This window comes from Geothrix campi (assembly GCF_024609265.1).
Lineage (GTDB): Bacteria > Acidobacteriota > Holophagae > Holophagales > Holophagaceae > Geothrix > Geothrix campi.
The window spans coordinates 434,522-447,637 of the sequence record NZ_JANHMP010000002.1 but is presented as its reverse complement, the minus strand read 5'-3'; the positions used below and the strand labels follow the sequence as shown (position 1 = coordinate 447,637).

12 protein-coding genes and 1 tRNA gene are annotated in these 13,116 nt (G+C 66.2%); 5 read left to right on the top strand and 8 right to left on the bottom strand.

Annotated elements, in window-relative coordinates:
- Window positions 1-4 precede the first annotated feature (4 nt).
- Window positions 5-1,660: a B12-binding domain-containing radical SAM protein gene (locus NOV65_RS11170; RefSeq protein WP_257306537.1), complete on the top strand. Its 1,656-nt coding sequence runs from the start codon at window positions 5-7 to the stop codon at window positions 1,658-1,660.
- Here NOV65_RS11170 and pnuC read toward each other — a convergent pair.
- From pnuC to pyrF, 3 genes are read right to left on the bottom strand one after another with little or no spacing between them, the layout of a single operon-like run.
- Complete coding sequence (gene pnuC / locus NOV65_RS11165) at window positions 1,641-2,249, bottom strand: nicotinamide riboside transporter PnuC (RefSeq protein WP_257306536.1); 609 nt, start codon at window positions 2,247-2,249, stop codon at window positions 1,641-1,643. The two genes, NOV65_RS11170 and pnuC, sit on opposite strands and share 20 nt — an antisense overlap.
- Entirely contained in the window at window positions 2,249-2,791 is a 543-nt protein-coding gene (locus tag NOV65_RS11160; RefSeq protein WP_257306535.1) for a hypothetical protein, read from the bottom strand. Before NOV65_RS11160 ends, pnuC begins: the two co-directional genes overlap by 1 nt.
- On the bottom strand, window positions 2,791-3,516 hold the full coding sequence (pyrF, locus tag NOV65_RS11155) for an orotidine-5'-phosphate decarboxylase (RefSeq protein ID WP_257306534.1): 726 nt from the start codon (window positions 3,514-3,516) through the stop codon (window positions 2,791-2,793). The genes NOV65_RS11160 and pyrF overlap by 1 nt, the downstream gene beginning before the upstream one ends.
- A 49-nt stretch (window positions 3,517-3,565) precedes the next feature.
- On the opposite strand from pyrF, the gene NOV65_RS11150 reads away from it, so the two are divergent.
- Entirely contained in the window at window positions 3,566-4,540 is a 975-nt protein-coding gene (locus tag NOV65_RS11150; protein WP_257306533.1) for a hypothetical protein, read from the top strand.
- A 12-nt stretch (window positions 4,541-4,552) separates the two neighbouring features.
- On the opposite strand, the gene NOV65_RS11145 is transcribed toward NOV65_RS11150, so the two are convergent.
- Entirely contained in the window at window positions 4,553-6,499 is a 1,947-nt protein-coding gene (locus tag NOV65_RS11145) for a M1 family metallopeptidase (protein ID WP_257306532.1), read from the bottom strand.
- A gap of 92 nt (window positions 6,500-6,591) precedes the next feature.
- On the opposite strand from NOV65_RS11145, the gene NOV65_RS11140 reads away from it, so the two are divergent.
- A tRNA-Met gene (locus tag NOV65_RS11140) sits at window positions 6,592-6,668 on the top strand.
- Window positions 6,669-6,998: 330 nt separating this feature from the next.
- On the opposite strand, the gene NOV65_RS11135 is transcribed toward NOV65_RS11140, so the two are convergent.
- Genes NOV65_RS11135 through NOV65_RS11120 form a run of 4 tightly spaced genes read right to left on the bottom strand, consistent with a single transcriptional unit; the run spans window position 6,999 to window position 9,044 of the window.
- Window positions 6,999-7,253, bottom strand: coding sequence for a hypothetical protein (locus NOV65_RS11135; protein ID WP_257306531.1), 255 nt, complete (start codon window positions 7,251-7,253; stop codon window positions 6,999-7,001).
- 3 nt (window positions 7,254-7,256) lie between these two features.
- Entirely contained in the window at window positions 7,257-7,706 is a 450-nt protein-coding gene (locus NOV65_RS11130) for a hypothetical protein (protein WP_257306530.1), read from the bottom strand.
- Window position 7,707: 1 nt separating this feature from the next.
- Entirely contained in the window at window positions 7,708-8,127 is a 420-nt protein-coding gene (locus NOV65_RS11125) for a hypothetical protein (protein WP_257306529.1), read from the bottom strand.
- A complete protein-coding gene (locus NOV65_RS11120) occupies window positions 8,118-9,044 on the bottom strand; it encodes a hypothetical protein (protein ID WP_257306528.1) in 927 nt (308 codons plus the stop codon). Before NOV65_RS11120 ends, NOV65_RS11125 begins: the two co-directional genes overlap by 10 nt.
- Before the next feature lie 203 nt (window positions 9,045-9,247).
- Between NOV65_RS11120 and NOV65_RS11115 the strand changes: the two genes are divergently transcribed.
- On the top strand, window positions 9,248-11,671 hold the full coding sequence (locus NOV65_RS11115; protein WP_425250852.1) for an N-6 DNA methylase: 2,424 nt from the start codon (window positions 9,248-9,250) through the stop codon (window positions 11,669-11,671).
- Window positions 11,668-12,879, top strand: a complete 1,212-nt coding sequence (locus NOV65_RS11110; protein ID WP_257306526.1) for a restriction endonuclease subunit S — start codon at window positions 11,668-11,670, stop codon at window positions 12,877-12,879. The genes NOV65_RS11115 and NOV65_RS11110 overlap by 4 nt, the downstream gene beginning before the upstream one ends.
- Window positions 12,880-13,116 lie beyond the last annotated feature (237 nt).

Genomic DNA, 13,116 nt, shown 5'->3' with positions numbered 1-13,116 from the left:
GCCCATGACCCCTCCCCGCACCCTGCTCACCTACAGCGCCCCCCGCAGCGGCTTCGGGGACGAGTGGATGACCTTCCTGCCCATCGGCCTGGGCTACCTCCAGGCCATGCTCAAGGCCCGCCACTTCCCCTGCCGGGTGGCGAACCTGAGCGGCAAGGGGCGCAAGGAGGTCCTGGCCTACCTGAGGGCGCAGAACCCCGCGGTGCTGGGCGTGTCCATGTTCACCTTCAACCGGAAACGCTCCTACGAGCTGCTGGCCTGGGCCCGAGAGGCCTGCCCCGGTGCCATTCTGCTGGCGGGCGGCCCCCATCCGACGCACCTGGCCGAGGAGGTCTTCGAGGACTGCCCGGCCCTGGACGCCATCGTGCAGGGCGAGGGCGAGGCGGTGCTCCTGGGCATCGCGGAGCGCCTGAAGACGGCCCCCGACTCGGACCTCTGGCAGCACACGCCAGGCCTCATCCTCCGCGAGGGTCGCACCCTGCCCCAGCCGCCCCTGGAGGACCTTGATGCCGTGGGCATCCCCGCCGAGCACCTGGAGGCGGACTTCCTGAACGACGTGGGCCAGCTGGCCTACCTGAGCACCAGCCGCGGCTGCCCCGCCACCTGCAACTTCTGCAACACGCCGGAATTCTGGGGCACCTCCATCCGCTTCCGCAGCGCGCCCTCGGTGCTGCGCGAGATGCGCCTGCTCCGCGAGCGGCACGGCCTCACCTACTTCAGCTTCCGGGACGACACCTTCACAGCCAACCGCGACCGCGTGCTGACCCTCATGCAGGGCATCCAGGAGAGCGGCCTGCACCCGCTGTGGAACTGCCAGAGCCGCGTGAACCTGGTGGACGAGGACCGGCTGGTGGCCATGAAGCGCGCAGGCTGCGAGTTCATGCAGTTCGGTGTGGAGCACGGCAGCGAGCGCGTGCTGGCCCTCCTGGACAAGGGCACCAACCTGCGGCATGCGCGAAGGGCGTTGAGCCTGGTGCGCAAGGTGGGCATGAACCTGGGCATCTACCTCATCACCGGCATCCCCGGGGAGACCTGGGCGGACGTGGAGGAGACCGCCGCCTTCATCCGCGACACCCGGCCCCAGGACTGCCAGATCAGTCCCCTGGCGCTGTATCCGGGCACCCGCATGTTCGACCAGTACCGCGCCGAGGGCCGCATCCAGAAGGACTTCTACCGGGCTAGCGGCGACGCCGAGATCTTCGCCCGGGTGGACGGCCACACCGAAAAGGCCCTGCGCGCCCTCGACGGGGAGGCCCAGCGGGCCAAGGCCAAGTCCAGCTTCACGCCCGCGGAATTCGCCGAGCAGAAAGCCTGGCTGGGCTTCTGCGCCGTCACCAATCTGCTGTGTGGTGAGGCCGCTGAGGAGCAGGGGCGCTTCCTCGAAGCCGAGGCGGAGTACGCCGAGATCATCGCCAAGGAACCGGCCAACCCGTGGGGCTTCATGAAGCGCGCCCTGCTGCGCGAGAAACTCGGCCAGGTCGAGCAGGCCCGCGCCGACCTGCGCGAAGTGCTGGCCCTGGCCCCAGGGAACCCCGAGGCCACGGAACTGGCCACCCTCTGGGGCCTCCAGCAGCGCAAGGCGCGGACGAAGAAGCCCGCCCACGGCCCCACGGCCGAGATGAAGGGCGCCGAAGCCTACCTCAGCCGGCCGAAGATGTGACACCGTCCTGCAGGCCGGGCATGGCCTGGCCGTCTCGGAGCGCCCGCCGCCAGGCCACCCAGCCGAGGATGCAGAGGATCTGATAGAGCAGGTAGAGGCCACTGGTGACGTAGAGCCCCTTGTAGATCAGCAGGCCCACCGACAGGAAGTTGGCCAGGATCCAGACCAGCCAGTTCTCGACCCACTTGCGGGTCATCATGAACTGGGCGACGAGGCTGAGGGCCGTGATGAGCGAATCCAGCACCGGCACCGTGCTGTTCGTGTAGCGGTGCAGCAGCCAGGCCAGCAGACCGGTGGCGGTCGCCACCACCAGCGCCATGAGCCCGGCCATGGCGGGCCTCACCCGGCTGACCTCCAGGGCGCCGTGGTCCCGGCCCCCGTGCAGCCAGCTCCACCAGCCGTAGACGGAGATGGCGATGTAGAACCCCTGCAGGCCGACGTCGGCGTAGAGGCCCGTCCGGTAGAACAGCACGATGAACACCAGGTTGTTGGCGATGCCGAGCGGCCAGTTCCAGATGTTCTGCCGCACCAGCAGGCCCACGCAGGCGGCGCCCGTGACGAACCCGGAGACTTCCATGAGTGAGGGCATCACTCCTCATGCTTCAGGTTTGGACTGCGCTCCAGAATGGTGAACACCAGCCGCTCCAGCTCGTCCACCATGAGGAAGCGGAGGGTCGGATCCTTCGGGCCGTGGTGCTCCGGCTCACCGCCGCCCCGCAGCACGAAGAAGGGGCCGGAGTGCTCGAGGCGGGTGATCCGCTTCCAGAGCAGGCGCCCGGCGCCCAGCTTGCGGGCCAGGGGCGCGGGCAGGGCGTTGTGCTCCACCGCGAGCCCCAGCTCGTCCACCAGCACCTGGGAACCCTCCACCAGAAGCAGGCCCAGGAGAGTGGCCAGGAGGAGGAAGCTGCCCACCACGACGGCGGCGATGGCCGCCACCAGGGCGATCCAGAAGGACCAGGTCGGCTCGCTAGCAGCTTCGGCCACCTTCATGGAGGCGCGCAGGACGGGGAGCCGTTCCATGATCTGCGCCAAGGCGCGGACTCCCACCAGCCACGACCCGGCGAAGAGCAGGACGGCCATGGCCCGTTGGGCGAAGGAAGGCCGGAAGACGAGGGGCGAGCCAACAGACATCAGGCTTCCATCTCGGCCACGATCGCTTCCGCGGCCACGGCAGGATCCGCCGCGTGGGTAATGGGCCGTCCCACCACCAGCCAGGTGGAGCCCTGCTTCAGGGCTTGGGCCGGCGTCATGACCCGGGCCTGATCCTGGATGGCCGCGCCGGCGGGGCGGATGCCCGGCGTGAGGCGGTGGAAATCCTCGCCACAGGCTTCCCGGATGGCCGCGGCCTCCCAGGCCGAGCACACTACGCCATCGCAGCCCGCCTGCTGGGCCAGTTTCGCATAGGCCAGGGCGAGATCTTCGGCGCGCCCCGCGTGGCCCAGGGCCGCCAGGGCCTCCCGGTCCAGGCTGGTGAGCACGGTCACGGCCAGCAGTTCAGATTGGCCCCCCGCGGCGCGGTGGGCGCGCACGGCCTCCACCGCCGCCTCCAGCATGGCCGGCCCGCCTTGCGCGTGGACATTGATGAGGCGGGGATCCAGCTTGAGCAGAGCGTCCAGGGCGCGGCGGACGGTGGTCGGAATGTCGTGGAGCTTCAGGTCCAGGAAGACCGGCACCTGTTTCTGGAGTTCCCGGACGAACGCCGGCCCCTCGGCGCAGAACAGCTCCAGCCCCACTTTCAGCATGCCCACCCGGCCCGACAGGCGCGCGGCCATGGCCAGGGCCTCCGGCGCCGTGGGCAGATCCAGGGCCACCACGAGGCGCTCCCGGGGCGTGAGATTGAAAGGGGCTGGGCTCAAGGCGACTCCCGTATGATGCGGAGGACCATTCTGCCACTAAGGAAGCTCCATGCTGCTACTGACCGCCCTGCCGCCCACGCCGCCGCCAACCCCTCCCGCCGAAGTCCGGCCGGCGCCGCCCACGGCCGCAGAGCTGCAGAACCAGCTGCTGGAGGCCTACGACTGGGGCCGGCCCCTGCCCGAGGCGCCGAAGGGCCCCGGGGCCGCGGCCCACCGGTGGCTCCAGGCCGCGGCCACGTTCGATCCGCACCAGGAGCAGCCGGCCAATCCCTTCCCGCCCGGGGCGGCCCATCGGGAAGCGGAAGCCCTGCGGGCCCTGGTGAAGGCTCCTGGGAACCACCTCGCCTCGCGCCTCGCCGCCCTGCCCCTGCGCCAGCCAGGCACCGCCCTGGCCCTGTGGCGCTGGGGAAAGGCCCAGGTCCGCGAGGGCCACTTCACTCCCGCCGTGAGGCGGGCCTGGGAGGATCGCCTGCTCGCCAAGGGCCCGGGCCTCACGCGCGGCTACGCGCTCCGCCATGCCCTCTGCTGGGCCCTGGCGGACCAGGACGAAGCACGGTTCGCCGCGCTCAAGGCCCGGGCGGACGAGGCGGCCGAGCCTGTCGTAGCCCGGTTCCAGCGGCTCTTCGGCCTGCTGGGTGGGCCCTCGCCGATCCTGCGCTTCTGGACCCTGCCGGGCCAGGACTACCAGGACCTGCGACTGGATCAGCTGGGGGCCCGCCGGCTCTGGATCCTCCCCGCCGGAGAGGGCCCTCTGCCGGACCTCCCGGCGGATGTGGCCTGGATCATCCCCAGTCTCGATGCGGGCATGGACGACCGCAGCGCGAGCCTTCCCGCCGGCCTGGTGGCCGAGGCCCGGGCCCTGTCCACCCGGCTCAAGGCCGCGGGGCGGACCGCCTGCTTCGTTCCCAGCCGGGCCGCTTTCGAGAACCTCGGCCTGGCCTGGTTCCCCATCCTCCTCGAGCTGGAGGACCAGGGGAACATCAAGGCCATCCGCATGGGCGACGCGGCACCGCAGAAGCCCTAGGAGGGCGGCCGCTCAGCCGATCCCGCAGCCCTGCAGCCAGCCGGCCACGGCACCCCAGACCATCTGGGACCAGTAGTAGAAGCCCCGCTTCACGGGCTTCGGGGTGTAGCTGGCGTGGAGCCGGTCCTTGAGCATGGGGTAGTTGCCATCGGGATCCAGCACCGCAGCGGCGACAGGCGAATCAAATTCGTAGGTGATCCAGCGGTCCTGGCCATCCCACACGAGCCGCTGCTCGTCCTTGTTCTCCAGGCGCACCCAGAGCGTGATGGGCACCTTCAGGCCACCCTTCCGCTCGAGGGTGATGGAGCCCACCCGGCCCGGCGCCGCGGGCTGCGGGGCCGCGAAGACCGGCGGCTTGTCCGAAAAGAGCCAGCCGCCCTGCGTGACCTCCTGGGTCTTCACGCCGCGGATGGCGTAGTCGAGCACCTCAGTGCCTTCCACGAAATCCCGCCAGAAAGCGGAAAGATCGCGGCCCGACACCCGCTCGGCGATCCGCCGGAAGTCATTCCTGGTGGGATGCCGGAAGGCCATCTCCTGGGTGTAGGCGCGGAGGATCTGCTCCATCACAGGCCGCCCCAGCATGGCTTCGAGCTGGTTCAAAACCAGCGTGGGCTTGCCATAGGCCGTGACGAAGTAGCTCTGCATGTTCACCGTCTTGAACCCGAAGCGTGTGAGCGGGTCGGCGGAAGGCAGGGACCAGTAGCCCGCCCACTCGATGAAATCCGTGGGCACCTGGAAGCGCCGACCGCTCAGGAGGCTGTGGTAGCTGCGCTCCATGGCCTTGTGGGTGAACCAGCTGTTGAAGCCCTCGTCCAGCCAGGGTTCCTCGAATTCGTTGCTGGCCAGCATGCCGTAGAAGAACTGGTGGCCGTACTCGTGGATGGCCACCACCTCCGGCTCAAGGCGCTGCTGCAGCGGATCGAAAGCCACCGAACTGGCCGTGATCAGCGTCGGGTATTCCATCCCGTCGGCCCCCGGGGCGTCCCTGGGCGTGTCGATCACCGTCAGCGTGGGGTACGGGTACTTGAAGAACCACTCCTCGCTCCAGCGCAGGGCGTTCTCCACGGCCCGGCGCTGGCGCTGGAAGTTCCCCCGGTTGCGGTCGTTGACGTAGTAGAAGACCTGCACCCCGCGGTACTCGATCATGGCGGGGTTGCGCCAGCTCTCCCGTGGCATCACCGCCCAGGCGAAGTCGTGGACATCCTCCGCGTGCAGGCGCCAGATCACGTTCAAGGGGCGCTTGGGATCCTGCTCGATCTCGGTGATGAAGTTGGTCTGCGTCCCCGTGTGGGCCAGGCCCAGCGCGTTCGGGAGGGACAGGGATACGTCGTAGACCCCGAAATCCGCGAAGAATTCCGTGTTCGCGTGATAGGCATGGCAGTTCCAGCGGTCGCCCTGGTAGACCCCCACCTTGGGGAACCACTGGCCCGACATGAGGAAGTCGTCCGACCAGCCGCTGCGCGCGAAGACTTTCGGATAGCGGTTCTCCCAGGCGATCTCCACCTGGATGGTCTCGCCCGGCGCCACCGGGCGCGGCAGCTTCAGCCAATGGACCGTCTCGTCCTCGCCGGTGTGGCCCTGGAGATCCCGGCCCTCCATGCGGGCGCTGATCAGGCGGCAGTAGCCCCAGGAGGTGGCCTCGGAAGGGCGGTCCTGGTGGTCGCTCCGCAGGCGTCCGCCGCTCTCCTTCACGAAGAGGCTCTGAGGCCCCTTGAAGGCGTTGAGGTACAGGTGCAGCGGCAGCTCCTGGGTGGGCGCCGTGCCCGTGTTCCGCCAGGACAGAGTCTCGGTCGCCTCCAGAGTCTTGTGCTCGAAGTCCAGCACCGCATCGATCCGGTAGTTGGCGATCCGCGGTGACTTCGGTTTGTCGAACCACTTCTCCGGCGTCCAGGTCCGCGGAGCCGCGCCCAGCCCCATGGCCGCGAACACCACCAGCGCAGCCACCATGCGGCGTACCATTGGATCCTCCCAGAGCGTCCGTCGAGTCTACCAACACTCGCCCAGCCTGCGTCCTTGCTACTCCCCAGAACCCTGCTACACTCAAGTTCTACCGCGGGGTGGAGCAGTCCGGTAGCTCGTTGGGCTCATAACCCAAAGGTCGCAGGTTCAAATCCTGCCCCCGCTACCAAACCAAAGGCCCGGAAACACTACGTTTCCGGGCCTTTTCGATTTTTGGTCCGACCGGCGCAGTGTGACGAGAAATACTCCCGAATGCGACGCGATCCGAACGCCAGAGTGCAAGGGGGGGTGCCCAAAAGTGAAACACCACCAGGGTGGTGTAGAGCCTCGTAGTTGAATAGGTTTTCCCCTTTGATGGTGGATCCCCACTACCTAGTGGGCACAGGCCCCAATCGAGGGGTCCTCCAGTCCTGGCGACGTATTCCGACGAGGTAGAGCCCCTTCCCCAACCCGCCGATCTCCTCACAGATGGAGACCGCTCTGTGGCGGCGCCCACCTACTACTCGCCACGAACCTCAACCTCGGCATCCGCGATGTTCCCCTCGAACACCTCGCGGCCCTCGACGGTGCTGACGTGGACGGAGCCCAAGTCGTCGTAGTTGAAGGCCCAGTGGTCATCCTCCATGACCCCTTCGACGGGGAAGCCCTGCCCCTGGACGATCACTGGGAGGCCCGTCAGGATCTGGGCGAAGACGGCCTCCGAGATGCTGATCGTGTGCAGGTCGAAGCCGTAGTCCACGGTCACGCGGATCACGGACTACTCCCGCAAGAACAGCATTATGTGGCGGCGGCCATTAGGTGAAAATTCCAGCCAGGCGTAAAAACACGCAGGGATGTCGGAGTCGGTCAGGGCCCGAACCAGCACTGTGGCACAGCCTTCAGGGTGGTTGAGTATCGCCGCGACGTTGACCAAGCTGACCCCGAGGGTCATCGGGTCGGGGCTCCTGTCAAGCCAGTCTCGAACCTTCCCTGTGATCAAGATCAGCGGACGGGGAGACATGCTCGGGCGGCGAGGAGGGATCGTGCCTCGCTGGTCAAAGGGGATGACCACGACCTCGAACCCCGCTTCGATCAGAGGTCCTTTGAGGGCCTGAATGCGCTCGTCGAGCAGGATGGTCTCTTGGATCCGCGTGGTCGAAGGCGTTGGCACCGCTGGTAGGCCCCCCTCGGAGTGCAGGCCGTCGTTCCGGATGAGGTTGATGCCCATGTCAGCTCCAAAGTAGGGGTGGCAACGTGTTCAAGCCGACGTGCACCGTGAAGGCCACTTCCCACACCAGAGAGGCCCGAAGATCAATTCGGTGAAGCCGGTGTTCTTCTACGGCCCGGAACTCGGCCCATAGGGTTGCCGTGGAAAAAAGCCGAAAGGCCCCGGCGACGACGACGGCCATGACCTCCCGGAAGCTGATCCCCCAGGTAAGAACCCTGAACATCCCCGGGTTCCGGACGGTGGTCACCACGACAACGACGACGGCCACCCAGCGGAGCCATGGCCCTCCCAGATTCTTCAGGAACTGGTCCACGACCGACAGGGCTGCCCCGGCGGAGAGCAGGCGCCCGTGCAGGCGGAGGCGGAGCCCCAGACACGCCAGGGCCCAGAGAAGTCCCAAGGTGACGACGATCAGCAGCACTTCCCCTGTCCAAGCACAACGTCCAGCGGCACTACCTGGACGCTCGGCCAGTGAAGGCAGATGGACCCGTGCCCGTATCCGGCGACCAGAGGGACGTGCAGAGACTCCCCGTCGAGAGTCACCATGTCCTTGCCGGGCACCGGCCAGAACCTCGGAAGTCCGCAGGCACGGCAGTGGAGGGTGTTACCGCACTGGCATGGGGCCGACTGCCCCGTGGTTGGCCAGCCGCAGTCAGAACACACCCGGACGTGCTTCGGCAGACGGTCAGGGTCAACCGGGGTCAAGGGCGGGGCCGACGGGGACAGCTTCCAGGTCCGCCCGTCCTTCAGGGCCAACCAGCCGGATGCCTCGACGCCAGCAGCCCTCAGGATGGCCACGAGCTGCTCGGGCGGCACGTCCCCCGGGAGCGCAGAGCAAGTCCAGGTCCCGCTAGCCAACCATCCATCCAGCAGGACGAAAGGGCGTGGCAGGGGCAGGACTTGGGTCGGGCGCATCCAGACCGGCAGGAGGAACCGGTAGTCCCCGGCCTCGATGACCGGCTTGGCGTCGCCGTAGGTGAAGACGATGGTCTCGCCCCGGCGGAGGTCTGAGACGGTGCACCGGGTGGCCGGGCCGCAGTTCAGTTGCATGAACTTCGCGCTGCCCTTGATGGTCTCCTCGATGGTCAGGGTCGCCTCAAACGTTACTGCCCCGGGTCCGTGCCCACGGGTGCGGATCAGCCCCTGGTCCATGGCGAGCAGCAGGATGTCCCGACGGCCTCGACCGTTGAAATTCCAGGTCAGGAGACTCAGGGCCTGAGCGACTTCCTCCGAAATCCCGAACCCCCGGGCGTTCTCGGGGCGCTGAATCCATCGGGCATGCTCATCCACGAGTCGATACGAGCCGGTCTTGCCGTGGATCCAGAAGCCCTCTCGCAACAACCCCCCGCTTGGTAGGGGGCCTCGTGCTCGTCACCTTCGCCGTCAGGCGGGGCCCCTTGGCCTAGTAGGGGCCTCGGGGGAGGTAGTGCACCCGCTCACCATGACCACCCCGCCGATGAGGCCCCAGCCGGGATTACCGCCAAGGAAAGTCCAAACCCCTGGGTTAACCTGAAGGTCATCTACCAACAGGGCCTTGCCTCATGTCTAGACTTACCTTGCCCCAGCTTGAACGCCACATCTATGCCGCCGCCGACATCCTGCGGGGCAAGATGGACGCCTCGGAGTTCAAGGAATACATCTTCGGGATGCTGTTCCTGAAGCGGTGTTCGGATGTCTTCGACCAGCGACGGGAGGAGATCATCTACGACCAGATCGGCCGGGGGAGGTCCAAGGCCCAGGCCGAAGAGCGGGCGGAAGAGCCTAGTTACTACACGGCGCCGGACTTCTTCGTCCCAGAGAAGGCCCGGTGGAAATACCTCATAGACAACCTCACGGCCCAGCGGGGCAACGTGGGGGAGGGCCTGAACGTGGCCCTCGGGGTCCTGGAGGAGGAGAACACGGCCTTGGAGGGCGTCGTCCAGCACATCGACTTCCTCCAGAAGGTCGGGAAGAGCCGGAAGGCGCCGGACCCCAAGCTCCGGCAGCTCATGGAGCACTTCAACAAGCACCGCCTGAGGAACGAGGACTTTGAGTTCCCTGACCTGCTGGGGGCCGCCTACGAGTTCCTGATCGCGGAGTTCGCCGACTCGGCGGGCAAGAAAGGCGGCGAGTTCTATACCCCACGGGACGTGGTCCGGCTCATGGTCCGCCTGGTGGACCCCCGCCCGGGGATGCGGATTTACGACCCCTGTGTGGGCTCCGGCGGCATGCTCATCCAGGCCAAGCACCACGTGGAGGAGCACGGTGGCAACGTGCGGGACCTCCGGCTCTACGGCCAGGACAACAACGGCGGAGTGTGGGCCATCTGCAAGATGAACATGCTGCTCCACGGCATCGCCGACGCCGACATTCAGAACGACGACACCCTGGCCAAGCCCATGCACCGTGAGGGCGGCGAGCTGATGCGCTTCGACCGCATCCTCACCAACCCGCCCTTCAGTCAGAACTACACCCGGACGGGCATGGAGTTCCAGGAGCGGTTCCGCTACGGCTGGTGCCCCGAGTCCGGCAAGAAGGCCGACCTGATGTTCGCTCAGCACATGGTGTCCGTGCTCCGCCCCCAGGGCTGCCTCGCCACGGTCATGCCCCACGGCGTTCTGTTCCGGGGTGGAGAGGAAAAGAAAATTCGGCAGGGCTTCATCGAGGACGACCTGCTGGAGGCCGTGATCGGACTGGCCCCCAACCTCTTCTATGGCACGGGCATCCCCGCCTGCATTCTCATCCTCCGGGCCCAGGGCGCCAAGCCCGCCGTCCGCCGGGGCAAGGTGCTATTCATGAACGCCGACCGGGACTTCCGAGCCGGGCGGGCCCAGAACTACCTCCGGCCCGAGGACATCGAGAAAATGGTCAAGACCTACATGGCCTTCGAGGATGTGCCCGGCTACGCCACCGTGGTGGACCACGCCACCCTGGCCGAGAACGACTTCAACCTGAACATCCGCCGCTACGCCGACAACGCCCCCGATCCCGAGCCCCAGGACGTGCGGGCCCACCTGCTGGGCGGCATCCCCAAGGTCGAAGTGGCCGCCAAGGCCGATCTGTTCGCCGCCCATGGCCTCGATCCCCAGACACTCCTGGCAGCGCGGGATGATCGCTACCTCGACTTCCGGGCCGCCATCCAGGCCCGGGAAGACCTGAAGGCCGCCGTGGAGGCCCACCCCGGCCTCCAGGTCAAGGAACAGAGCCTCCAGGCTCTGTTCGACGCGTGGTGGACGGTCAACCTGCCGCTGCTGGTGGCCGTGCCGGGCAGCACCCAGCTCATGACCCTCCGGGGCAGGCTCCTGGCCTCCTTCGCCGAGGCCCTGGAACCCCACGGGCTGCTGAACCGATACCAGGTGGAGGGGATTATCGCCTCCTGGTGGAGCGAGGTGCAGTTCGAGCTGAAGGCCCTGGCGGCCACGGGCTTCGACGGCCTCGTGGACGGCTGGGTGACCTTCATTCAGGACGCCCTGGAGGACGAGGAAGCCGCCGGGGGGAAGTTTGATCCCCTGGAGCACAAGCTCGTGAAGCACCTCCTGGCGGACTACCTGGAGGAGGTGCGAGCCCTGGAGGCCCAGGCCGCCGACCTGAAGGCCCAGCTCGACTCCGCCAAGGGCGGCGAAGACGAGGAGGCCGAGGACGACGAGGAGGGCCTCTCCGAGGAGGGGATCAAGGCCCTGAAGAAGCAGCTCACCGCCGTGAAGAAGGACCTGAAGAAGCTCAGAGACCAGGTGAGCCAGCGATTGGTCAAGGCCCGCAGGTCCCTCACCACCACGGGGACCCAGGCCCTCGTGCTGGGGATCCTCCGCGAGGACCTCGCCACCCAAGTGGACCGCTACGTCGCCGCCCACCGCGTTGAGGTTGTGGCGACTTTCGAGGTGTGGTGGGACAAATACCGGGTCACCCTCGGGAAGCTGGAGGCGTCCCGGGATGCTGCCCGGGCCAAGCTGGATGGCTTCCTGGTCGAGCTGGGGTATCGGACATGACCTCCTCGAAGATGACCAATCCTCCCGAGTGGGAAGTCCGATCGATGATGGACATCGTAGAGCTTCCCACAGGGCAAGTGGACCCTCGACAAGAGCCATATTTATCTATGATTCTCGTTGCACCTGATCACATGGAGAGTGCGACGGGTCGACTCCTCGAAAAGGCGACCGCGAGCAGCCAGGGAGCAATTAGCGGGAAATACAAGTTCCGTCCAGGTGACGTTCTCTACAGCAAGATCCGTCCCTACCTTCGGAAAGCCGTCCTTGCCGATTTTGAGGGCCTATGTAGTGCGGACGTTTATCCACTTCGGCCCCGGCAGAACATTCATCCGAGCTTCCTACTGGCCCTCATCCTGAGCGACCCCTTTTCGGTATTTGCCGAATCAGTATCAATGCGCAGTGGCTTCCCCAAGATTAACCGATGTGAACTAGCCGAGTTCTGCGCTGTTCTTCCCCCCTATATTGAGCAGGCCCGCATCGCCGAGGTGCTGGACACCTTGGATAAGGCGATCCAGGGAACTAAGGCGGGGATCCTCAAACAGGGTGCCGTCTACCTGGGACTTCAGGAGCAGTTCTTCACCCCCTCTGGGGTTAGGGCTCGGCTGGGTTGGCAAGAGGCACAGCTTGAGAACATCGCAGAGTCCATCACTAGTGGGCCCAGGGGGTGGGCCACCTACTACGCCGACGAGGGTGACTACTTCCTTCGGATCGGAAACCTCACCCGGAAGCACTTGGATCTTCGCTTCGACGACGTGGTGAAGGTCAAGCCCCCAGGGGGAGCCGAAGGCGTTCGCACGGCCTTAGCCCCCGGAGACCTTTTGATTTCCATCACCGCCGATCTGGGGATCATCGGAGTCGTCCCAGACTGGATGGGCGTGGCCTACATTAACCAGCACATCGCCCGCGCCCGGTTGGACAGAACCAAGGTGAACCCCAGATTCCTCGGGTATCAGCTCTCTGGGCTTATCGGGCAGAAGCAGTTCTATCGCCTGAACGATGTCGGTGCCAAGGCGGGATTGAATTTACCTGCCGTTGGGGGGTTGAAGGCGTGGCTGCCCCCGTTGACCGATCAGGATCGCATCGCGAGCACTCTGGACGGTATTCAGCAAGCTCTTCGACAGGAGGAGGCCCTTCTCTCGAAGTTGAAGAGTCTCAAGGCTGGCCTCTCATCGGACCTCCTCACCGGGCGTGTCCGGATCTCTGCATGAACCCTCGGGTAGTTCATGACATTGCTTTTTCCCTAAGGTCGAAACTTTTCGTCACCGGCTTCCTCTCACGCCGAGATGCCGTTCAATTGGTAGCGTCCAGATATGGGCCCCGATACATCACGCCATGGGGCAGCCTTGCTCCAGAAGTTGCAGATGCATTCAGGGATCAGCGTGGGCCAAATGTTAAGTGGAACCCTGGTCGTCGAGGATGGGAAGATAAGTAGAGATATAGCAAAA

Bases quoted from the DNA above. Each gene is read 5' to 3' on its own strand.
- NOV65_RS11170 (WP_257306537.1), top strand. From the start codon at position 5: ATGACCCCTCCCCGCACCCTGCTCACCTACAGCGCCCCCCGCAGCGGC.
- pnuC (WP_257306536.1), bottom strand. From the start codon at position 2,249: ATGCCCTCACTCATGGAAGTCTCCGGGTTCGTCACGGGCGCCGCCTGC.
- NOV65_RS11160 (WP_257306535.1), bottom strand. From the start codon at position 2,791: ATGTCTGTTGGCTCGCCCCTCGTCTTCCGGCCTTCCTTCGCCCAACGG.
- NOV65_RS11150 (WP_257306533.1), top strand. From the start codon at position 3,566: ATGCTGCTACTGACCGCCCTGCCGCCCACGCCGCCGCCAACCCCTCCC.
- NOV65_RS11145 (WP_257306532.1), bottom strand. From the start codon at position 6,499: ATGGTACGCCGCATGGTGGCTGCGCTGGTGGTGTTCGCGGCCATGGGG.
- NOV65_RS11130 (WP_257306530.1), bottom strand. From the start codon at position 7,706: ATGGGCATCAACCTCATCCGGAACGACGGCCTGCACTCCGAGGGGGGC.
- NOV65_RS11115 (WP_425250852.1), top strand. From the start codon at position 9,248: ATGTCTAGACTTACCTTGCCCCAGCTTGAACGCCACATCTATGCCGCC.
- NOV65_RS11110 (WP_257306526.1), top strand. From the start codon at position 11,668: ATGACCTCCTCGAAGATGACCAATCCTCCCGAGTGGGAAGTCCGATCG.